Below are 23,312 nucleotides of genomic sequence, written 5' to 3' on the forward strand. Positions count from 1 at the left end.
TCTGACGAATCTGTTTAGATTTTCTGGATGCATTACGCGATGCGGAAAATCAACTAGGTTCTTGGAGAAATTCACCTTTAAGACCACTTATCGAAAATGCTATGGGATCAATTGATTCAACTGAGTTAAGCAAAGTATCAATAGATTTAGAAGCTGCAAATACTAAAATTATTGAACAACCATCAATTCAAGAGTTGAATAAATCATTAGGTGAAAAAATCTTAGGTCTTTCAGGGAAAGGGCATGATTTAAAAACATCACTGCGCTTTTCTAATGCTGATCCATTAAGATTATTTCGTGCCATTGGTATGTATATTGATGAAGGAAAACGCAGTATTACAGAAGCAAGTTTAGGGTCGGCGAATGTGATGCTGATGGCTTTAAAACTAGAGGAATTCTCATGGCGTAAAGCTAAAAATGAAAGAAATTATTCTCTCTTATGTATAGAGGAACCAGAAGCTCACCTACACCCACAATTGCAACGCACTGTTTTTAAAAATATTTTTAAAGAAAAGGATGATTCGCAAGCACTGATTATCACTAGTCATTCACCAACATTGGCATCTATTGTACCTCTACGTTCTATTATTAGTTTAAGGTATGTGAAAACCAGTACAAAAGCATTTTCATTAGCAGACTTGCCAATTGAGGAAGATGAAAAAGATGATATAGAAAGATATTTAATAGCAACTCGTTCTGAGATACTGTTTGCCAAAGGAGTTATTTTCGTTGAAGGAGATGCCGAAGAAACTCTAATTCCGAGTTTTGCTGAAATATTAGATTATGACTTAGATGGATTAGGTATTACTGTATGTAATGTTTCAGGTAATAACTTTAATCCATATATCAAACTAGCTGAAGGCTTAGGTATACCTATTGTAGTTATCACTGATTGGGATCCATTAGATGGAACAAAACCTGCACTAGGAAGAGCAAGATGTGTAGGGATTTGGGACTCTCGTTGTGAAGTTAATACTGAATTAAACATACTAACTGAAAAAAATAGAGAATGGGCCGAGACTGCTGATTTTGATGAGTTTAGTAGCTCATTTAGTAAAGTTGGGATATTTTTGAATAATGAAACATTTGAAGTTGCGATAGCACAAACACCTAATTTAAGTTCAGTATTATTAGAGATTTTAGATGAACAAGGTTTTGGATCAACACGTACAAAGCGTATTAATGAATGGAAAACTGATTCCAGTAAAATAGATAGTACACAGTTACTTGCTATGGTAAAGGATATTGGTAAAGGGCGCTTAAGTGGAAAATTAAAAAAGAAAATATCTGGTGGGAAACTTATACAAGTTCCTAAATATATTCAGGATGCAATTGAGTATATGGTGAAGAATGTCTAATTACACTTTACAAAAGGCATTAGCAGAATTAGAAAAAAACAAAGAGCAATTTGAGGCAGTGCATTGTAAGACTCATTGTGTTGTTTTAGCTGGTCCTGGTAGTGGGAAAACAAAAACTCTCACAACAGCTATTGCTCGTACTCTTAAAGAAGAAGTTATTGCTCCAAGAGCAATTGCATGTATAACTTATAATAATGAATGTGCGATTGAACTTGAAACTCGATTATCAAAACTTGGTATTGAAACTACTGGTGCAAATTTTATTGGTACAGTACATAGCTTTGCATTAACACAAATAATAATGCCTTATTCTCGGTGTGTAGAATGCAATATCCCTCAAGAGTTTAAAGTAGCAGGTTCAAAAGAATGCCGTATAGCGATAGAAGATGCTTATAAAAAAATATACCAAGATTCTGGAGACCCCCATAAACAATGGGAGTTTGCTAAAGAAAAGCGAAATCGTGAACTAGATCGGACACACCAAAGCTGGAAAGGTCATAATAAAGAACTAGCTGAATTTATTGAGGAATATGAACAGGAACTAAGAAAAAAAGAACTTATTGATTTTGACGATATGCCTCTTATAGCATTCAGAATGATCAAAGAGAATCCATGGATTCGTAAAGCTTTAGAAGCTCGTTTTCCGATTTTATTTGTAGACGAATATCAAGATTTAGGTCATGGGCTTCACGAATTAGTTCAGCTACTTTGTTTTACTGGAAATGTTCGGTTATTTGCTGTTGGAGATGCAGATCAATCTATCTATGGATTTACTGGTGCAAATCCCGAATTACTCCAAAGTTTAACTGTAAGACAAGATGTCCAAACGTTTCAATTAAGATTTAATTACCGTTCAGGAACAAAAATTGTTAAAGCATCTTCAGCAGCACTTAATGAAAATAGATACTATGAAAGTCCTGAAGATGCCCCTGAAGGAGAAATAATATTTAATTCTGTAAATGGTGGGATAGAAGGACAGGCATATTTCATTGTAAATAAACTATTATCACAGCTAAATACGCAGGGTTTTAAAAATGAAAATATTGCAATTTTATATAGGGCTGCTTGGCTAGGAGACAAACTTGTAGAAGCTTTGGAAGCTAATCAATTACCATATCATAGAACTGATGGTAATTCTTTAATCAAAAGAAGTTCAAAGTTTTCCCGTTTTATTGAAGATTGCGCAAAATGGGTAACTGGAGGATGGAAAGATGCTGAACCACCATTTAGGGAGTTATACAACAAAGCTCTAATTATAGTCTATGGTCATCACTACACTCAAAATGAAGAACAACAATTAGGACTTCAACTTATTAATTTTCTTCAAAATAGTAAGTCTATAACAGAAACTGCAAATGAATGGTTATTACGCTTTAACCAAGAACTAGTAAAACCTTGGAAAACAATTTGCCGTAATAACTTACAAGAATGGGAAATATGTTCAGAATTATTAGAAAAAACCTCGCCTGCATCTAATAAAGATATGTCTCTTGATCTATTTTCTGGAAAAACTGAAGGGACTGGCAGATTAACACTTACTACTTTTCATAGCTCTAAAGGCCGTGAATTTGATGCAGTTATATTATTTGGACTTAACGACGATGTAATACCTAACTGGAGAGATAAAAAATCACCAAAACAATTAAAAGAGGCTAGAAGGCTTTTTTATGTGGCGGTTACTCGTCCCAAAAAAATACTACACTTGGTCTTTCAAGAAAGTAATCATTCTGAGTTCTTAGTTGATTTCTATCGAAGAAGTACAGAGTAAGAAATTTATTTAAAAATTATTTATATATCAATTTATACATATATAAAAAATAGATGATTACTTAAGTATATGGTAAATATAGTTAAATATATCATCTATCTTCTTTTTATATATTTTTCACTAGAGAGAGTTGTGGCATGGGTTTTTCATGAATTTTCTAATCTAAGCAAATTAAGCTTTAAGCCATTTCTCAACTTTAGATTGATCGGAAACCTTAAGATCTACTTCAGTGAGTTCACTACCACCTGCTTGAACTTCAAATTGCATTAATTCATCACGACGGAAAGCATGCACATTAAAAGTACCTTCCAATTTTGCATACTTATCGAGTTGCTTAGTGGTCGCCTTTAAACCATCAACTGCGATGATAATATCATGAGCAGAAAGCCCAGCTTTAACACCAGCGCCATCACGACGAGCAGACTGAATTAATACACCTTCAGGTTTATCGACAAGTTTTAAACCAAATGGTAAAGATTTATCATGCTTTAAAACATAGTCTAAGCCAAATTCAGGGAACAACTGATCAAGCGGTAACTCATCCGTGGTATTAATCAAATGGTTAATTTGTTCAGACCAATCATCACCTGTTAATTCTTGGCATAGTTCATAGATGGTACGTTCATGAACCTGTATACCCTGTTGCGCATTTTCATACAGCTTACGCATCAATACATCAAGACTTGAACCTCTTAAACGTAAACCTAAATCTAGACACAGCGCTACTAAGCAACCCTTGTTATAGTAACTTGTGCCAGCATTGTTAGAGTTTTCATCTTGACGATAGAATTTGACCCATGCATCAAAACTTGACTCTGCAACAGTTTGAACAAAACGACCTGGATTTTGCAAATAACGATCGATCTGCGCCTTTAACAACTTCAAGTAAGATTCCTGAGAAATCACACCACTACGAAGTAGAATTAAATCATCATAGTAGGACGTAAAGCCTTCAAAAATCCATAACAAAGAGGTATAGCCTTCTTTGTCTAAATCATAATTCACAAAATTTTCAGGGCGAATAAATTTCACCAACCATGAATGAAAATATTCATGGCTACACAAACCTAAGAAACGCTGATAATCAACGGAAGGTTCAACAGGCTCATTGGACTTAGGTAGATCATCACGTGGAGAAATCAAACTGGTTGAGTTCGGATGCTCTAAACCACCATAACTGTTACCCGTCGCGATGGTCATAAAGGTGTAGTTTTCAAATGGTGCTGAACCAAACATGCATATTTCTGTCGCACAGATTTTCTCAATGTCTTGTTTCATACGTTCGACATTCATCGCATGTTTGCCAGAAACCACAAACTCATGTGGAATACCATTTGCTTCGAAAGCAAAACGAGTTTGATCTGCAAGCTCAAATGGTGCATCAATCAATTCAGCGTAGTTTTTTGCCTTAAGCGTATAGCGACCACGCACTAAACTTTTAGATGCCAATCCTGTAGCGAGTTGGAAATGTTTCAATTCATCTGGCAAAAATAACTCAACTTCTACCGCTTTATCTTCTTGTCCTTCTAAACCTAAACATGCACAAGCAGGATTCACATATAAGCGTGTTTCATCAACATAAGCACCACGTACTGAGAGGTCGTATGCATAGACGTCGTACTCAACCGTAATCAGCTCAAAATCAGTATTAAATAACTGCCACTTATTTTTTTCATTTTTACGAATCTTGAGTATTCGACCATCTTCATCATAGGCACGAACAGACTCAATATGTTTTGAAAACTCTCGAATGAGATAACTTCCTGGAATCCAAGTTGGCAAGCTCAATACTTGAGTTGGTTGAGCAACGAAACGAACAGTAACGTGAATGAGATGCTGACGAAAGTCGTCAAATTCGATCTGATAATGCAACATAATGTCTTAATTGAGAAACTATAGAACCAACTTGTATTTAGATTAGCATTTTTTTACTTGGAGTTGCGCGATTCGTATTAATTGTCTACAAATCTGACTAGAGTTTCAGAAAAAAAAGGCATAGCATGCGGTGTGCTTGATGATCTATGCCATTGGATTGGCTTATATAGGTAAACCCGTTGAAACTCTACTCTGCTCTACTCATAATTTTTAGTTTTTTTATTGTAAATATCACACATGCTTCCTTGTTCGAGGTTGCACCAGAAAGTTTAGAAGCTGAAGCATGGACTGTCTTAGATCCACAATCAGGTCAAATCATTACTGAACACAATAGCCATGTCCAACGTGCACCAGCTTCGTTAACCAAAATGATGGTGGCTTACATCGCTCTGAAAGACATTCGAGCGGGTAAAATTAGCAAAAATGAAGTTATTACTGCCACACCAGTTGTCAATGTAGTTCAATGGGATGAGTCTCAGATGTATCTGAAGCCGACTCAACAAATTACGATTGATCAGCTCTTGGCAGGCTTAATTATCATGTCTGCCAACGATGCTGCTGTCACATTGGCTGAACGAATTTCAGGATCAGTGCCTGCATTTGTTCAACGCATGAATCAAGAAGCCAAAGCACTTGGCATGAAAGATACAAACTTTGCCAATCCAGCGGGCATTACAATGGACATGCACTATTCAACAGCGCATGATTTAGCCGTGCTCGCACAAGCGCTCACCAATGAAACACCCGATTACCTTGACTACTCGAAACAGCAAAGTTTTACTTACAATCAGCATTTTCACCGTGCAACGAATATCTTACTAAAACAAGATGCTACTGTTGATGGTTTAAAAACAGGGTTTACTCGTGCTGCAGGCTATAACCTTGCACTTACAGCCAACCGACCAACTCAACAATTTGACCTCAATCAAAGGAGACTTATTGTTGTGGTACTCGGTGCTCAAAGTGGCTTTAAACGCGCTGAAATCGCACATCAACTTTTAAACCTATCCTATGCCTATACACGCAATGAAATTGCAATTAAAAATAAGCAACTAATTGCTGAACTCCCTGTAGTCGCATCTACCTTAAAAATGTTCAAAGTCGAAACTAAAAAGCCAAGTATCGTGACGACCTCTTTGTATAACGCGAATCAAATGATTGATATGCGTAATTTTGACAATCAAACTCATCGTTTGATTCAAACAGATGCTTTTGGATTCACTTCAGCTCTTGAGCCTTTACAGCAAACTCAAACGCATATGAACGTCGAGCTACTAACACAATCATTAACCGCACCTATTGCGCAAATTCAGCAGTTGGCACGTATTCATATCTATCAAAATAATCGACTCATTCAAACGGTATTGATTGAGGATGAACTTCAAATTGATGAAGCATCATGGTTTGAAAGTATTTTGAATTGGTTTAAACAATTATTTAGTTTCGGATCTAGCAGTGCAAATCAAGCAAAAATCTATCCTTTAAACTGATTGCAGTTTTTTATTGTAAATCTGTAACTTGTAATACAAAAAGAACAATTCTTTTAAAAAAGAGATGGCATATTAACCCCATCTCTTTTTTATTTATGACGCTATAAAAATAGGAATATTAAATGTCGAATCTTCATCATATTGTCATTGTGGGTGGTGGTGCTGGTGGCTTAGAACTAGCAACACAACTGGGTGATACGCTGGGCAAATCTAAAAAAGCAAAAATTACATTAGTTGACCAAAAGCTTACACATATTTGGAAACCACTTTTACATGAAATTGCAGCAGGTACGTTAAGCCCTAGTGATGAAGAAACAAACTATTTTGGTCATGCTGCGAAGCATCATTATGAGTTTGTATTGGGTAAATTCGAACAATTAGATCGTGAAGCCAAGACCATTCAATTGCTCAAACCTGTTGCATCGACCTATGACCAATCGACTGATCATTTAACGCTAAGTTATGACACTCTTATTCTAGCGGTTGGTTCGGTTTCCAATGATTTCAATACTTCAGGTGTGCAAGAACATTGTCACTATTTAGATAATCCAAAACAGGCTGAACAGTTCCAGCAGCATCTACTTCATCTTTATATCGAAGCTCAAAATAACAATGACCATCGTGAGCTGCATATTGGCATTATAGGTGCAGGTGCAACAGGTGTTGAGCTTGCAGCTGAATTAGTTCAAGCCAAACAAAACTTCTTTAAATACGGTCTTAATAAAATTGACCCTAAAAACGTCAAAATTTCACTAATCGAAGGCGCGGATCGTATTCTACCGGCTCTTTCTGAAAAAATGTCAGACCACAGCACTAAGCAGCTTAAGCGCATGAATGTGGATATTTTAACGTCTAAGCGTGTCGAAAAAGTGGATGCTGATCAAATTTACTTTAATGATGGAAGTTCAATTCCAGCACAATTAAAAGTTTGGGCTGCTGGAATTAAAACTCCAGCAGTGATTCAAAACCTAGAAGGCTTCGAAAAAGATCGTATGGGTCGCTTACACGTATTTGCAACACTCCAAACAAAAGCAGATCCGAATGTTTTTGCTTTCGGTGATTGCGCATACTGTATTCTAGATGCCCGTGAAACAGCTTTAGGACCGCGTGCGCAAGTTGCAAGTCAACAGGCTGCTTTCCTCGTTGATGCAATGAAAGCGCGAATTTCAGGGAAATCACAACCTATGTTCAATTTTTCTGACAAAGGTTCACTTGTATCTTTAAGTGAGAATAAAGCAGTCGGTGAATTACTAGGTCAGGTCAATGTTCAAGGATTTGTGGCGAAGTCGATGTATGTATCGCTTTACCGACTGCATCAAGCCACGATTTATGGTTATGCACAGGCAGGGTTACTCACAGCCAAAGATTTTGTGACCAGAAAAATAGCACCTAAAATCAAATTGCATTGAAAAATCGAAAAGACGCCCCAATGTAATATTTAAGCGTTATAAATTATCGAAACTGCATTTTTTTTAGAAAATTGTCTACAAAAATTGGTTTTCACTTTATGATGTACCCTTAACATATTTGAATGGATCATTAACATGACAGTTATTGCAAATGACCTTGTGGTTTTATTTAACTATAAATTGACTAATGCAGAGGGTGAAACTCTCGATCAATCTCAAGGTGAACCACTTGCATATTTGCAAGGCGCTGGCAACATTATCCCTGGCTTAGAAAAAGCAATGTTAGGTAAAACGACTGGTGACAAATTCACAGTAACGATTCCTGCTGCTGAAGCTTATGGTGAGTACAACACTGATTTAGTTCAAGAAGTACCTAAACAAATGTTCCAAGGCGTAGACAACATCGAAGCTGGTATGCAATTCCAAGCGCAAACTGATGATGGCGTTCAAATTGTGACTGTTAAAGCTGTTGAAGGCGAAAACATAATCGTTGATGCTAACTTCCCACTTGCTGGTCAAGACTTAACATTTGATGTTGAAATCGTTGAAATCCGTGAAGCAACTCAAGAAGAGTTAGATCACGGTCACGTTCACGGTGTAGGTGGTCACCACCACTAAGATCTACGGATTTTAGGACAAAAAGGTGAAGCTTCTGCTTCGCCTTTTTTTTATGCAAAAAATTACAATGCTTAACGATTTAAATGATTCAAATTCTTATAATTTCATGAGGATATTTGGATATTAATCATATGAATCTCATTTGGTTTCGTCAGGATTTAAGAGTTAGGGATAACACGGCATTGATGGAGGCAACCCGGCATGGGAATACTTGTGCAGTGGTGATACTTTCGCCTGAACAATGGAAATTGCATGATGATGCAGAGATTAAAATTGACTTTTATCTTCGCCAACTTAAATCACTTGAAATTGAGTTAAAGCAATTCAATATCCCACTTATGGTGGAAATCGTTCCCCAATGGGACGATGTACCAGCTAGATTATTAACTTTCGCAAATAAATATCAAGTTACTGTGATACACGCCAACATTGAAATCGGCGTGAATGAGTTACATCGTGATGCACAAGTGCAGACCTTATTAGAATCGCATAAAGTAACTGTCGAGTATTATCATGACCGCACAATTTTCCCACTTGGATCAATTCGTAATAAGACACACCAGCCTTATCAAGTTTTTGGTGCTTATAAACGTGCATGCTATGAAATCTTGAATATCTCTGTTCCTCAACCACTCGCTGTACCGAAAGTACAGCCTCATGAGCTTATACAACGCTTTCATACCTTCAAAATTCCATCGATACATGATTTTTATCCTGATGCTCAGGTTAAATATCAATGGCCTGTTGGAGAGTCATTTGCACTACAAATGCTCGAGAAATTTGTTGACGAGAATTTAGAGCCCTATAAACAACAACGCGACTTTCCAAACATTGATGCTACCAGTCAATTATCACCGTATTTAAATCTAGGAATTGTTTCGATTCGACAATGTTTGGCTGCAATTTTTAGTCGCTCAAATGGCAATTTTCATCTCTACTCTGATGGTCAACAAACTTGGTTAGATGAGTTATTATGGCGAGAATTTTATCAACACATCCTATTTGATTTTCCAAGATTATCGAAATATCAACCATTCAATTTAAATACGTCTAATGTGCCATGGCGTGATGCACCCGATGAATTAAATGCTTGGAAGTTTGGACAAACGGGTATTCCTATTGTGGACGCTGGAATCCGTCAAATGCTTGAAACAGGATGGATGCACAATCGTGTCAGAATGATTGTCGCCATGTTCCTTAGTAAGAATTTGCTCATCGACTGGCGTAAAGGCGAACAATGGTTTATGCAACATTTGATTGATGGAGATTTAGCGGCAAATAATGGTGGCTGGCAATGGTGTGCTTCAACAGGTACAGATGCTGTACCTTATTTCCGTATTTTTAACCCCATTAGTCAATCACAAAAATTTGATAGTCAAGGTAATTATATTCGCAAATGGGTACCTGAATTAGCTCATCTTGATGCGAAAATCATTCATGAACCTTATGCTAAAAATCCGAATCTTAAACTCAATTACCCAAAACCTATTGTTGATTTAAAGATGAGTCGACAGCGCGCATTAGCTGCTTTCAAATCAGCCTAAATAATGCTCGTTCTACATTTTGTTTGGCTTGATTTTCTAAAGTGTCATGGAAATATGCTGTTTTATAAATGGATTCCATTTGATAAAAGCTATTAAGAACTTCATTTCGTTTTAGTGTATAAATTTCAGAGGGCACCCAACTGAATTCTTGATGAATTTGCTGCTGATATTCTTCAAAACGTTTGGCGTTTGAACAGAGAATTGCAAGATCAATATCAAGTAACAAGATCAATATCAAGTAAATAGTTAAGATCCGAATCAGATGCACAACGATGCTCTTTGGTCGCTAATATCCACTGATAAATTTTCTCACATCTCCTCATCTCCATGTGGGGAGATATGATGTTCAGCATCACATCAGCACTTTGTTGTTCATTATCGTGTGCCTTAGGCTCATAAATGACATCATGAAACCAAAGAGCTATAGAGACTGATAAAGGATCTTTTAAATTTGGTAGAACCAATTGTAAGTGATCCATACATTCAACGATATGCTGCACTGTGTGATAGTGACGATGAGGCTCACTGTAATGAATTTCTAATCTATCAAGAATTGATATGGAATCCTATGAGGATAGTTCAAGCTGTTGTGCAGTAGCGGCCCAGTATCTTCTCAACTGTTTTAAATATGAATCAATCATCAGACACCTTGCCCCGCTACCGCCTATTTATTTTTAAGCCACCTGCTCATCACGTTTAAATACGAGCTCACCTTTCAAAGAGCTTTCAGCATCGAAATAATAGCCGTCCGTATTAAATGATTTAAGATCATCCACAGTATTAAGTTTATTTTCGATAATATAACGTGCCATCAATCCTCGCGCTTTTTTAGCATAGAAACTTATCACTTTATATTTTCCATTTTTCTGGTCTAAAAATACAGGCTTGATAATTTCTGCTTTAATTTTGCTTTCTTTCACCGATTTATAATATTCATCGGATGCGATATTGACCAATAAATCACTCTTGGCTTCTGATAAGTCTTGGTTGATCAACTGGGTAATTTCATCTCCCCAAAATTCGTAAAGATTGTGACCGCGTGGATTTGCTAATTTAGTGCCCATTTCTAAACGATAAGGCATCATCAAATCCAGTGGTCGAAGTAATCCATAGAGACCCGATAGCATTCTTAAATGGCATTGAGCATATTCTAAATCAGCTTGCGTAAGTGAATACGCATCCAGACCTGTATAAACATCGCCCTTAAAGGCAAAGATTGCTTGGCGTGAATTTGATAAATCAAAGTCTGATTGCCAATCTCTAAAGCGTTCCACGTTAAGATTCGCAATTTTTTCACTCACACTCATTAAATTGGCGATTTCTGAAGCAGACAGTTTACGACTTACGTCTATAAGCTGTTGTGAGTGGTCAAGCAATCTTGGTAAAGTATGCTCATCAGTTGGAAGTGTAGATTCATAATCTAATGTCTTAGCAGGAGAAATTAAGGCAAACATAGAAACCTGATCAAAAAACAATTAATCAAACTATAACAGTAGACTTATTTTATTTCCAATTGTGTTTTTTTTAATTATTGACGTTAAAATATACGATTCTCCTGCACGTTAATCGGTATTTTTATGTCTGAACAAATGTTCATTCAAGGCCCTGTTGGCAAAATTGAGGTTTTTGTAGATTATCCTCAGTCTGAAGTAAAAGGATTTGCGGTCGTTTGTCACCCTCACCCGCTTCAAGGTGGTACTCCTCAGCACAAAGTTCCCACTCTGCTAGCTCAAATGTTCCTTGAGCGTGGTTATATCGTTTATCGTCCAAGTTTCCGTGGATCAGGTCAAAGTGAAGGTGTTCACGATGAAGGATTCGGTGAAACAGAAGATATTTTAGAAGTCATTCGTCAAGTACGCGCGAAACACCTTACATTGCCTTTCTATGTTGGAGGCTTTAGTTTTGGTGCACATGTCATGGCGAAGGCATATCATGCACTACCTCAAGAAATTCAACCTGAACAAGTTATTCTATGTGGTTTACCAACAGCCACAGTTGCTGGTATCCGTCACTATGTTACTCCGGCAATTAAAGGTGATATTCTGTTTATTCATGGTGAGGCAGATGAAGTCACTTTATTATCCGATTTAATTGAATGGGCAAAGCCTCAACGCCATATTATTACAGTACTACCTGGTGCTAATCACTTCTTCACAGGTTATTTGAAGCAACTTCGCGTCGCGATCACTCGCTTCCTTACGGCTTAATATAAATATTACGTGTTTCAGAAAAACCCAGTGTAGATTCTTTACATTGGGTTTGTTTTATTCCTCGTTAGGATTTCCATTCTAGCGATTGGAACGACTCATCTTCTCTTAATGTCTGCTCTACTGCTTGCGCAAGTTGTTTAATCACACTCTGCGTCTCAATTTTTTGGAACCAATCCTGTTCCTCATCTGCATGCGCCCTTATTTCACATACAAAATGTCCTTCGCCATCTGGTTGATTACAGTTCACCCCTAAAGCGATTGGGTGATCAGAGACACTGACTTCTAATTCATGCGGATTCGTAGTTTGAGTGTGAAATCCATGTTGCACCAACTGTTCAGATAACAATGCTGTAACGTAAGTTTGTGCATTATCATGAGAATGACTTGAATGAGCCTTAGCGTATTTCGTTTGATCAACTAAAAATTGTAATTTTTTCATTTCCTCGTCCAAAGGCTTTTTAATTATATAGAATTAGAATAAGCAATATAAACAAAACAGCCAAGCTTTTGCTTGGCTGTTTGAAAAGAAATATACAAATCTTTGGTCGTATTATTCACTAACTTGAATAGATAAACCCGCTTGTTCAGTGAGTTGAGTAAAAGTTGGGAAACTTGTTGCAACGGTTTCAGTTCCCACAATTTTAATTGCGCCTGAAGTACGCAGACCCGCAATGGAGAAACTCATGGCAATACGATGATCATGATGTGACTCAATTTCACCACCTGTAAAGATAGCAGACCAATCACCAGACTTACCTTTACCTTCAATAATAATGCCATCATCCGTAGGCGTACAATCAACACCCATTGTTTTCAATCCATCAGCCATCACTTGGATTCGATCGGACTCTTTTACACGAAGTTCAGCTGCACCAGTTAACACTGTTTGACCTTCAGCACAAGCTGCAGCAATAAATAATGCTGGGAATTCATCAATCGCTAAAGGTACTTGATCTTCAGGCATGTGGATGCCTTTCAAAGTACGAGTGCCACGAATTCGAATATCAGCGATTGGTTCACCACCTGCAATTCGTTCATTCTCGACTGAAATATCAGCCCCCATTTGCTTCAAAATTTCGATCACACCCGTACGAGTCGGGTTAATACCCACTGCCTCAAGTGTTACATCTGAATTTTCAGTAATGGCAGCACCCACCATAAAGAACGCAGCAGATGAAATATCTGAAGGCACTTGAATATTCGTGCCAACTAACTTACCACCACCTTGTAAAGAAATACGATTACCTTCAGTTTTCACATCATAACCAAATGCACGTAACATACGCTCAGAATGGTCACGTGTAGGTTCTGGCTCAGTCACCGACGTTTCACCGTCTGCCCATAAACCAGCGAGCAGAATGCCAGACTTCACTTGTGCAGAAGCCATCGGTAAATCGTAATGAATACCTTTAAGTTGCTGATTGCCTGTGATCGATACTGGCGGTGTGCCACGTTCACCTGTTGTTTGAATTTGAGCACCCATTTCACGGAGTGGCTTTGCAATACGTTCCATAGGACGTTTGCTCAACGATGCATCACCAGTCATCACTGAGTCAAATTTTTGCGCAGACAACATTCCAGAAAGAAGACGCATTGAAGTTCCAGAGTTACCCATATAAAGCTCACTTGCTGGAGCTTTAAGGCCATGCATTCCTACACCATGAATCGTGACTTCACCATTTTTTGGACCTTCAATATTTACGCCCATATCACGGAATGCTTGAAGTGTTGCTAAGGCATCTTCACCTTCTAAGAAACCAGTAACATGTGTTGTACCTTCAGCGATCGCACCAAACATGATTGAACGGTGTGACACAGATTTGTCACCTGGCACGCTAAATTTTCCAGAAAATGATTTAGCACCCGGCAGAATAGTAAATTGCTGTGTCACAGTTTTGTTCTCCATTAAAGGTTTCTTGGCAAGCATATGGTTAAAATGTTGGCGTGCTGCTTGAGCATGTCCAAGCAATCCCATGAGTGCTTTTGAATCTTCGTTTTCAATGAGCTGTCGAATATGAGCCAATTGGTTCTCAAAGCCATCAACAGCATTCAAAATCGCTTTTTTATTGGCAAAGAATATGTCATGCCACATTTGTGGATCACTCGCCGCAATGCGAGAAAAGTCTCTGAAACCACCTGCAGCATAACGGAAAATGTCCAGATTATCTTCACGATTTGCCAGTTGCTCAACCAAATTGAATGCCATTAAATGTGGCAAATGACTCGTATGCGCGAGCACTTCATCATGCTTTTCCACATCCATACAAATCACTTCAGCTTGAGCAGCTTGCCATAATTGAATCAGTTTTTGCACTGCCCACTCAGCACTTGTTGCTAACGGCGTTAATATCACTTTGTGGTTAGCAAATAAATCCACTTTACCTGCATGAACACCAGTATGTTCAGCACCAGCTATTGGATGCCCTGGAACAAAACCTGCGGGTAACTGCTCACCAAAAACCGCAATTGCAGCCTCAACCACATTACCTTTAGTACTACCCACATCTGTAATAATGGTATCAGGAGTAATCACAGATTTGATTGAATTTAATACAGATTGTGTTGCTCTCACAGGTAAAGCAAGAACGATTAAATCTGCATCAACCACTGCATCTTTGGCATCTGCATATCCTTCACTAATCAAACCTAAAGCTTTAGCATCTTCTAGCGTTTGAGCAGATCTCGTAGATGCCACAACTTTTTTAGCAAGACCATGTGCTTGAATGACACGAGCTAAACTTGATCCAATCAATCCTAGCCCAATAAATGCAACTTTTTTAAATAAAGGTTGAGACATATCTAGGTTTCAACTCTTTTTAAAGTACCGCAATCGGGTATGAACCAAGAACACGGATTTCTTTAACTAATGGACGAATTTCTTCAACAGCCGCACGTACGTTCTCTTGTTCGATATGTCCTTCTAAATCGATAAAGAATACATAAGCCCATTTTTCAGGCAATGCGGGTCTTGTTTCGATACTGGTCAAGCTAATGTTGTGTTTAGCAAACGGCGCTAAAATTTCTAATAACGCACCTGCACGGTCATGTGCAGAGATCAATAAAGAAGTTTTATCATTACCACTTTGTGGTACTTTCTCACGCCCAATAACTAAGAAGCGTGTTGTATTTTCTGGATTATCTTCAATATTGCTATGTAAGATTTCTAAATCATATAAGCTCGCAGCTGTTTCAGATGCGATTGCTGCAGAATGCCACTCATTACGGATACGGCGAGCAGCTTCAGCATTCGAACTCAGAGCCACACGTTCAACACCTGGATAATGAGCATCGAGCCAGCCACGACATTGAGCGAGTGTTTGTTGATGCGCATAGATTTGTTTAATGCTGTCTTTACGCGTATTTGAAGAAATCAAAAATTGATGATGAATACGTAATTCAACTTCACCAATCACATTTAAATGTGACGCTTTAAAACAATCAAGCGTGTGGTTAACCACACCTTCGGATGAGTTCTCAACAGGAACTAAACCATAGTGTGCGCTGCCTGCTTCGACTTCACGAAACACTTCATCAATTGTAGGAAGTGGGCGCACAACCGCATCATGTCCAAAATGCTTCAGTACTGCCGAATGGGTGTAAGTTCCTACTGGACCAAGGAAAGCAATGCTCTGTGGTGCTTCTAAAGCAAGGCACGCAGACATAATTTCTCTAAACAAACGCGCCATCGTCACGTCAGATAAAGGACCTTCATTACGCTCCATCACATTACGCAAAACTTGTGCTTCACGCTCAGGACGATAAAACATTGGATTTTCTTCAGAAGCAAATTTTGCTTTTGCTACAGCTTCAGCAAGTCGTGCTCGACGGTTAATCAGTTGTTGGAGTTGTTGATCTACTGAGTCGATATCTTCGCGTATTTTAGCTAAGTCTAAAGAATTCGTCGTGTTTTGATCATCGTTGATCATTGTAATGTCGCCTTACAGAATCAGTTATGTAAACAGTATAACAATAGTTAGCTTTCAAATGTTAAGCAACCAAACTTTATGGCAATAAGACTTAAAAATATACAGTTGAAATAATCATCAATCCAATATGCGCTATAAATTAGAAAAAAGACAAGAACATTGAATAGGATAGCTTTAATCTTTTTTTTTAATCAGTTCGTTCTATAAGTTTTAAGATTGAAAACACATTCGAATACATCTCGCTTGTATTCATCAAGCGAGATGTAAATACGGATAAAAATTAACGTCCTAGCATGCCACGTGCTACGATTTCTTTCATGATTTCGTTGGTTCCGCCGTAGATTCGTTGAATACGTGCATCCACAAAGAAGCGTGAAATAGGATATTCCGTCATATAGCCATAGCCACCAAAGAGTTGCAGTAGATTATCCGCCACTTTCATTTGCATATCTGTACTGAAACTTTTTAATGCAGCTGCTGTTTCAACATCCAATTTCCCTTCTTTATACAAAGCTAGGTTTTGATTATAAAAAGCAGCTGTAGCCAGTTCATCGATTTTCGCTTGTGCTAAAACAAAACGAGAATTTTGGAATTGTCCAATTTTTTGACCAAAAGCCTGACGCTCTTGGACATATTGAACAGTTACATCAATCGAACCTCGAATTGCCCCTAATGCTGTCGCAGCTATCGCTGTGCGCTCACGTGGTAATTCTTGCATCAAATAGGCAAATCCCTGACCTGCCTGACCTAACAATTGATCAGCTGGAACTTTGACATTGTCAAAAAAGAGTTCCGAAGTATCTTGGGAATGCAAACCGATTTTGTCGAGATTTGTGCCCTTTTTAAACCCTTCTAAATGAGTATCAACCAATAGAAGTGAGACGCCTTTAGCACGTGCCTGAGGATCTGTTTTAACGGCAAGCACAACCAAGTCTGCATGCTGACCATTTGAAATAAAGGTTTTTGAACCATTCAAAACATAATGATCACCATTCAAAATGGCATTCGTACGGATGGCTTGTAAATCAGAACCAGCACCTGGCTCTGTCATTCCAATTGCCCCGACCACTTCACCAGAAACCATTTTTGGCAACCAGTATTTTTTTTGTTCTTCGTTCGCGATGTGTAGAATATATGGTGCTGCAATTTCTGAATGACATGAAATACCTGTTGATAGTGCGCTATAACCTGCACGTGCCGACTCTTCAACCAACATTAAAGAATATTCTGTTGGAACACCATAACCACCATATTCTTCAGGAACATCTACGCACAAGAAGCCATTTTCACCAAGTGCATTCCACACTGAACGTGGCATTTTTCCTTCACGTTCCCACTGCTCATAATGAGGAGCAACGTGCTCACTCATAAAACGTTTGAAATTATCACGGAATAATTCTAAATCTGCATCATATGCCAACATTCTTGTGTTCCTTACACTTCATTTTTTTATAAGTTTTCATGCTATCCCGTTTTTTTCCAGTTGTCATGGACAAAAGAGCTTGAAAATTCATACAATTTGGTCAGTCTCATTTGATATTTAGCTTTTATTCGAAACATCATTTCACGTTACACTGTCATTAAGAACATCCAACTGCATTGATCATGAATACAAAACGTAATTTATATAAAGATTTTGAACACCCATTTGCGCAATTTGTTCGTATTCTTGGCAAAGGTAAAAATGGTGCGCGATCACTGACCTATGAAGAAGCCTATCAAGCATTTGAGATGATTTTAAAAAATGAGGTATTAGACGTTCAGCTGGGTGCTTTTTTAATGCTCTTACGAGTGAAAGAAGAATCTGTAGATGAACTGGCTGGCTTTGTTCAAGCAACTCGTGATCAACTTAAATTTAGAGCTATTGATGTCGACCTAGACTGGTCTTCTTACGCGGGGAAACGCAAACACTATCCGTGGTTTATCTTATCGGCGTTAAGCTTAGCAAAACATGGTCATCGTATTGTAATGCATGGGGCTTCTGGACATACCATCAATCGATTATATACAGAGCAAGCTTTACAGTATTTAGGTTATACCATTTGTCAAAATGAAGACGAAGTGGCGTCAGAACTGAATCAGCATAACTTTGCCTATATACCACTCGAAGTCATTTCACCGACCTTGAGTGACTTAATTGCATTACGCAATATCATGGGCTTACGCTCACCCATTCATACGCTTTCACGACTCATCAATCCCTTCAATGCCAAAGCCACTTTGCAAGCGATATTTCACCCTGCGTATCGCAGTTCTCATCAACAGACTGCTGCCAAATTAGGTTACGTTAACAGTGCGGTGATTAAAGGTGAAGGCGGTGAATTTGAACGAAACCCAGATGCAAAAACCTTAATTTGCGGTATACGAGACGGTGAACTGTATGAGCTTGAACTTCCGAAACTCACAGCTGATCGTTCAGCAATTGAAGAAGAGTTGAACTTAGATACTTTCAAAGCCGTATGGTTAGGTGATGCCCACCATAGCTATGGAGAGGTGGCTATTATTGAAACTATGGCAATCGCACTCTACACCATGAATGTGGCTGAAACATTTACACAAGCACAGACCTTGGCTCAAGAATACTGGCAGTCACGTCATCAAGTTTAAATTCGGATTAAAAAAAGACACCATCAGGTGTCTTTTTTTAACATAGAAGATTATACAAAACGTATAGGTTGAAATTCTGGCTCTGGAACATGTGAATCACATTCATCACCTTCCTCCTTATGACCTTTATCAATATAGCCTGATCTTTCTGTTTCTGGCAGATTTTTAGCTTCCCAAGCAATGACTGCTTGCATTGAAATCTGACGCTGCTCTTGAGTTAAAGCTACACCGTTTGGCCATTTACCGATTTCAACGGCAGTTCTTAAACGAGCAACGATGTCTGCATCCAAAACTGATAACATTTGTTCAATATTCATGTTTAGTCCTGCTGATGAAATGAATCGTAATCTTGATTCCATCCTAGTTTGGTACGACATGCCATATAAAAGTCGTATCCAGGTGGATGTAATAAAGTAAGTTTGAAAGGATGTTTGCGAATATGCAACCAATCACCTTCATTTAAAGAAACACTGTGTTGCCCATCAGCACTCACCATTGGCAACACTCGATTCTTACGAATTTGAATTTTAATTTCACTTTGACCACCCACCACAATCGGACGAGAAGAAAGCGTATGCGGGTGCATTGGCACTAGCGCGATCGCATCCATACTTGGGTGCAAAATTGGTCCACCACCAGAAAGTGCATATGCTGTTGAACCCGTAGGCGTCGATACAATCAAACCATCACTGTGTTGGCGATAAACATATTGACCATCAATATGAAGATCAAACTCAATCATATGGACTGACTTACCTGAATGCAGCACCACATCATTCAATGCTATTGCATCATAAATCAGTTCATTTTTACTACGAACTTCGACTTCTAATAAAAAACGGCGATCTAGCTGAAACTCACCTTTCAAGACTTGATCTAATTTAAATAACACTTCTGTCGGTTTGATATCTGTTAGGAAACCTAAACGCCCACGGTTTACCCCGATGACGGGAGTATTGTATTTCACTAAAGATCTAGCCGCTTGAAGCAATGAACCATCACCACCTACGACAATCACCAAATCTGCAACTTCACCCAATAAAGCTCGACTGACCGTTTGCGAATTTTTATAAGGGACCAATTTAGCGGTTTCTGAATCAAAAACTGGATGCAAACCTAAACTAATCAAATGGTCATGAATTAGACTTAAAGTCTCAACCACAGATGATTTATCTGGTCGTCCAATTAATCCAATATTACGAAATGACTTTGCTGAAAGTTGCACGTATGCTACGGCTCCAGATGAATTGTTGAGTATCATATCATCATCATTCTGTGACTTACATATTTCAAGCCTGTTTCATGTTATGAATTTCACGAATAATTTCACATTTTCTCAACTTAAAATCTTAATTTTCTCCTTAATATTGAATTAGATAAATCATTACATTTATCTAAAAAAGGCATAAATTCACAGTTTAATTATTGCAAATTATAAAAAAGCTTCGCATGATGAGCGCAATAAAACAGGGTTTTGCTTTTTGATCTATGAAGTTTGAACGTGGTATTGGCTTAATTGCATTGATTTTCTCAGTGCTGGTGATTTCTGCATTTGTGGCTTTTAGTATTTATCTAATCCGTTTAGATAATATTATTCGCGATAAATTTGAAGGCAATCGTTGGGATATTCCAGCGAAAGTATATGCACGCCCCTTGGAAGTTTATGCTAATGCACCCGTGGAGCAACAAAACTTCATTCAAGAGCTAGGTCTGTTGGGTTATAAAAACGCTGAAGACTATACCAAGCCAGGTAATTTTTTGGTTCAAGGCAATACTATTTACGTCCACACGCGTGGCTTCGATTTTGGTGATAGTGTAGAACCAGAACAAATCCTCCAAGTCAGTTTTGGCACTAGTCAAATTTCAGAGATTAAAGCAACAAAACCATCGAGTACGGGGATTGCCCGTCTAGAACCAATGTTAGTTGGGGGAATCTACCCCCAACACAACGAAGACCGTGTTCTCATTAAACTCAATCGTGTTCCTAAACCTTTAATTCAAGCGCTTATTGCCACTGAAGACCGTAACTTCTATCACCATCACGGCGTCTCGTTTCGTGGTACAGCACGCGCAGTTGTAAGCAACGTTACTGGTGGTAAGCGTCAAGGTGGTTCTACACTCACGCAGCAATTGGTTAAAAACTTTTATTTAACCCCTGAGCGTACAATCAAACGTAAAGTGAATGAAGCATTTATGGCGTTGTTGCTTGAGTTTCATTATGACAAAGATGAAATTCTGGAAGCATATTTGAATGAAGTTAATTTAGGACAAAATGGTAATTACTCGATCAATGGCTATGGTTTAGCGTCTCAATTTTATTTTGGTTTACCACTTAGAGAATTGAGTATAGCGCAACAGGCTTTCCTTGTCGGACTCGTTCAAGGTCCTAGCTTATACAATCCTTGGAGAAATCCTGAAAGTGCATTAAAACGCCGTAATGTTGTTCTAAACAATATGTTAGTCATGGGATATTTGACTGAAGAGCAATATGAAACTGAGTCAGCTAAACCTTTAAACGTGATTAAAAAACCGACTTTAGGTCCAGCTCGCTTCCCTGATTTCCTAGACATCGTTCGTCGTCAACTCAAAACAGAATACCAAGAAAGCGATTTAACGAAACAAGGTCTTCGAATTTTCACAACATTAGATCCAATCGCACAAATCAAAGTACAAAAATCATTTACAGATTCAGTATCAAGACTGTCTAAGGCCAATCCTGCACGCTTGAAAGAGCTTCAAGGCGCGGTATTAGTTTCTCACCCTGAAAATGGTGAATTGATTGCGGCCGTAGGTTCAGTATCTGACTTCACAGGTTTTAACCGCGCAGTTGATGCAAAACGTCAGGTAGGCTCATTATTAAAGCCTGTTATTTTCCTAACTGCATTGGAATCTGGTCGTTATAACTGGGCAACGGCAATCGAAGACTCGCCAATTAGTGTGCCAGTCGATCGCAATCAGACTTGGACACCCAAAAATTATAGCGGAACTTCGTATGGTTACGTCCCAATGGTTCAAGCTTTAGCCAATTCATATAACCTATCTACAGTTCGCTTGGGACAAGAATTTGGACTTTCTTCATTTACCAATCATTTAATGAAGTTTGGCGTGACTTCACCTATTCCAAATTACCCATCGATTTTCTTAGGAGCTGTTGAAATGTCGCCTATGGAAATCATGAATATTTATGGCAACTTTGCAACTGGAGGGTTTAAGTATCCTACAAAATCTATCCGAACAGTTGTTGATACCAATGGGCAGCTTATTAATCGCTACAGTTTAAATGTTCAACAAACGATCGACCCATCGGCTGCTTATATTTTAAATTACGGATTGCAACGTGTGATGTCGGCAGGTACAGGACGTGCTGCTTACAATGGCCTCGCTCCGAATCTAAATCTAGCGGGTAAATCAGGTACGACTAATGATACAAGAGATTCTTGGTTCGCGGGGTATTCAGGCAATCATTTGGCAGTTGTCTGGCTCGGATTAGATGACAATAAAGTGACAGGCTTAACAGGCTCATCTGGCGCTTTACCCGTGTGGACCAACGTAATGAAGCAACTGAAGCAAAAACCCGTCAATTTACGTCAACCTGATGAAGTACAATGGCATTGGATTGATTCAAATAGCGGCGAGCTTTCGGCACAAGGTTGTCAAGGTGCGCTCTATGTACCGATACTTAAATATACTGTTCCTCGTCGCGCAACAGCATGTGGCTTACCACACTACCAAGTAGATCCGACTTACGTTCCTGAAACGAATGCAGAAGAAATTCCAGCAGAAGACAGCATCGACCAATATATTCGTGAGAGCGAAACAGAAATGGAACGGGATTTAAATACGAATGCCACTCGAGTACTTTCGAGTGGAAGTTATAATCCTTAAAATAAGTTTAGGAGGAGTTAAGGTTAATGACAAAACTGAATTTTAGCGTACTATTCGCCAGCATATTACTCTTAGGCGGTTGCCAAACTTTAACCTCCTCTCAAAACTCACAACCGTCTCAGAAACCTAAACAAGCTGAGACTAAAACAACACCATCCCAAAAAGATGCCGATGGTATTAAAATTACGCCTTATGATCGACCTGAGATTAAACGGGAACAATTACAAATTGTTATTCCTGAACAGAAAAGCTCAACTCAAAAATTCGATGATGGCCGCCAACTCCCCGCATTTAAAAATCTAATGCAACAAACCCATGATGCATTTCGTCAAGCAAAATGGAGTGAAGCTGAGAAAGCCGCACTCCAAGCACAAAGACTTGCCCCTCAATCTGCAGAGACCTATATGTATCTCGCGATGATTGCCAATCAAAAAAATGAGGCAAAAAATGCTGAATCATTGGCAAAACGAGGTCTCAGTTATGCTCAAACAGCAACGATGAAACGACAACTTTGGCAAATTATTTTGAAATCAGGTCAAATCCAAAAAAATCAGAAACTTATCCAAGAAGCACAAAACCAAATCAAGAAATTTTGATTTAAGCATGAGTTTTACTTTTTAAT

20 protein-coding genes are annotated in these 23,312 nt (G+C 38.4%); 10 read left to right on the plus strand and 10 right to left on the minus strand.

Annotation, left to right across the window (positions count from 1 at the left end; translation table 11 throughout):
- Positions 1 to 101: 101 nt before the first annotated feature.
- Both CL42_RS08895 and CL42_RS08900 read left to right on the plus strand, forming a co-directional pair.
- Positions 102 to 1,358, plus strand: a complete 1,257-nt coding sequence (locus CL42_RS08895) for an ATP-dependent nuclease (protein ID WP_228133248.1) — start codon at positions 102 to 104, stop codon at positions 1,356 to 1,358.
- Complete coding sequence (locus tag CL42_RS08900) at positions 1,351 to 3,126, plus strand: ATP-dependent helicase (RefSeq protein ID WP_035267305.1); 1,776 nt, start codon at positions 1,351 to 1,353, stop codon at positions 3,124 to 3,126. Before CL42_RS08895 ends, CL42_RS08900 begins: the two co-directional genes overlap by 8 nt.
- 171 nt (positions 3,127 to 3,297) lie before the next feature.
- Here CL42_RS08900 and CL42_RS08905 read toward each other — a convergent pair whose 3' ends face one another.
- Positions 3,298 to 5,001 (minus strand): M61 family metallopeptidase, encoded by a 1,704-nt coding sequence (locus tag CL42_RS08905; protein ID WP_035267306.1) that lies wholly within the window; start codon positions 4,999 to 5,001, stop codon positions 3,298 to 3,300.
- Between the two features lie 179 nt (positions 5,002 to 5,180).
- Between CL42_RS08905 and CL42_RS08910 the strand changes: the two genes are divergently transcribed.
- From CL42_RS08910 to CL42_RS08925, 4 genes are all read left to right on the plus strand, one after another.
- Complete coding sequence (locus CL42_RS08910; RefSeq protein ID WP_035267308.1) at positions 5,181 to 6,491, plus strand: D-alanyl-D-alanine carboxypeptidase family protein; 1,311 nt, start codon at positions 5,181 to 5,183, stop codon at positions 6,489 to 6,491.
- A gap of 122 nt (positions 6,492 to 6,613) precedes the next feature.
- Positions 6,614 to 7,900, plus strand: a complete 1,287-nt coding sequence (locus CL42_RS08915; protein ID WP_035267310.1) for an NAD(P)/FAD-dependent oxidoreductase — start codon at positions 6,614 to 6,616, stop codon at positions 7,898 to 7,900.
- Positions 7,901 to 8,035: 135 nt separating this feature from the next.
- Positions 8,036 to 8,518: an FKBP-type peptidyl-prolyl cis-trans isomerase gene (locus CL42_RS08920; RefSeq protein ID WP_035267311.1), complete on the plus strand. Its 483-nt coding sequence runs from the start codon at positions 8,036 to 8,038 to the stop codon at positions 8,516 to 8,518.
- Between the two features lie 131 nt (positions 8,519 to 8,649).
- Positions 8,650 to 10,062 (plus strand): cryptochrome/photolyase family protein, encoded by a 1,413-nt coding sequence (locus CL42_RS08925; protein WP_035267313.1) that lies wholly within the window; start codon positions 8,650 to 8,652, stop codon positions 10,060 to 10,062.
- Here CL42_RS08925 and CL42_RS17015 read toward each other — a convergent pair.
- The 3 genes from CL42_RS17015 to yaaA form a co-directional block, all read right to left on the minus strand.
- Positions 10,049 to 10,288 (minus strand): hypothetical protein, encoded by a 240-nt coding sequence (locus tag CL42_RS17015; RefSeq protein ID WP_051586567.1) that lies wholly within the window; start codon positions 10,286 to 10,288, stop codon positions 10,049 to 10,051. The two genes, CL42_RS08925 and CL42_RS17015, sit on opposite strands and share 14 nt — an antisense overlap.
- Entirely contained in the window at positions 10,278 to 10,541 is a 264-nt protein-coding gene (locus CL42_RS17020) for a hypothetical protein (protein ID WP_051586568.1), read from the minus strand. Before CL42_RS17020 ends, CL42_RS17015 begins: the two co-directional genes overlap by 11 nt.
- 195 nt (positions 10,542 to 10,736) lie before the next feature.
- Positions 10,737 to 11,516, minus strand: a complete 780-nt coding sequence (gene yaaA, locus CL42_RS08935) for a peroxide stress protein YaaA (protein WP_035267315.1) — start codon at positions 11,514 to 11,516, stop codon at positions 10,737 to 10,739.
- A gap of 123 nt (positions 11,517 to 11,639) precedes the next feature.
- Here yaaA and CL42_RS08940 point away from each other — a divergent pair, with 123 nt between their 5' ends.
- Complete coding sequence (locus tag CL42_RS08940) at positions 11,640 to 12,269, plus strand: alpha/beta hydrolase (protein WP_035267316.1); 630 nt, start codon at positions 11,640 to 11,642, stop codon at positions 12,267 to 12,269.
- 67 nt (positions 12,270 to 12,336) lie between these two features.
- On the opposite strand, the gene CL42_RS08945 is transcribed toward CL42_RS08940, so the two are convergent.
- The 4 genes from CL42_RS08945 to CL42_RS08960 all read right to left on the minus strand — a co-directional run bounded on the left by CL42_RS08945 (position 12,337) and on the right by CL42_RS08960 (position 17,621).
- Entirely contained in the window at positions 12,337 to 12,711 is a 375-nt protein-coding gene (locus CL42_RS08945; protein ID WP_035267318.1) for a hypothetical protein, read from the minus strand.
- Between the two features lie 111 nt (positions 12,712 to 12,822).
- On the minus strand, positions 12,823 to 15,069 hold the full coding sequence (locus CL42_RS08950; protein WP_035267319.1) for a bifunctional prephenate dehydrogenase/3-phosphoshikimate 1-carboxyvinyltransferase: 2,247 nt from the start codon (positions 15,067 to 15,069) through the stop codon (positions 12,823 to 12,825).
- Between the two features lie 19 nt (positions 15,070 to 15,088).
- Positions 15,089 to 16,198: a prephenate dehydratase gene (pheA, locus tag CL42_RS08955; protein ID WP_035267321.1), complete on the minus strand. Its 1,110-nt coding sequence runs from the start codon at positions 16,196 to 16,198 to the stop codon at positions 15,089 to 15,091.
- Positions 16,199 to 16,478: 280 nt separating this feature from the next.
- A complete protein-coding gene (locus CL42_RS08960) occupies positions 16,479 to 17,621 on the minus strand; it encodes an acyl-CoA dehydrogenase family protein (RefSeq protein ID WP_035267322.1) in 1,143 nt (380 codons plus the stop codon).
- Between the two features lie 182 nt (positions 17,622 to 17,803).
- Between CL42_RS08960 and CL42_RS08965 the strand changes: the two genes are divergently transcribed.
- Positions 17,804 to 18,805, plus strand: coding sequence for a glycosyl transferase family protein (locus CL42_RS08965; protein ID WP_035267324.1), 1,002 nt, complete (start codon positions 17,804 to 17,806; stop codon positions 18,803 to 18,805).
- Between the two features lie 50 nt (positions 18,806 to 18,855).
- On the opposite strand, the gene CL42_RS08970 is transcribed toward CL42_RS08965, so the two are convergent.
- Together CL42_RS08970 and CL42_RS08975 are read right to left on the minus strand one after the other, a co-directional pair.
- A complete protein-coding gene (locus tag CL42_RS08970; RefSeq protein WP_035267325.1) occupies positions 18,856 to 19,122 on the minus strand; it encodes a YeaC family protein in 267 nt (88 codons plus the stop codon).
- 2 nt (positions 19,123 to 19,124) lie between these two features.
- Positions 19,125 to 20,066: an NAD(+) kinase gene (locus CL42_RS08975; protein ID WP_035267328.1), complete on the minus strand. Its 942-nt coding sequence runs from the start codon at positions 20,064 to 20,066 to the stop codon at positions 19,125 to 19,127.
- A 227-nt stretch (positions 20,067 to 20,293) separates the two neighbouring features.
- Between CL42_RS08975 and mrcB the strand changes: the two genes are divergently transcribed.
- Together mrcB and CL42_RS08985 are read left to right on the plus strand one after the other, a co-directional pair.
- Positions 20,294 to 22,690 carry a penicillin-binding protein 1B gene (gene mrcB / locus CL42_RS08980; protein WP_035267329.1) on the plus strand — a complete coding sequence of 799 codons (2,397 nt, stop codon included), beginning with the start codon at positions 20,294 to 20,296 and terminating at the stop codon, positions 22,688 to 22,690.
- A gap of 26 nt (positions 22,691 to 22,716) precedes the next feature.
- Positions 22,717 to 23,286 carry a tetratricopeptide repeat protein gene (locus CL42_RS08985; RefSeq protein ID WP_035267331.1) on the plus strand — a complete coding sequence of 190 codons (570 nt, stop codon included), beginning with the start codon at positions 22,717 to 22,719 and terminating at the stop codon, positions 23,284 to 23,286.
- Positions 23,287 to 23,312 lie beyond the last annotated feature (26 nt).

The sequence above is a fragment of the Acinetobacter sp. Ver3 genome (genome assembly GCF_000632455.1).
Taxonomy (GTDB): domain Bacteria; phylum Pseudomonadota; class Gammaproteobacteria; order Pseudomonadales; family Moraxellaceae; genus Acinetobacter.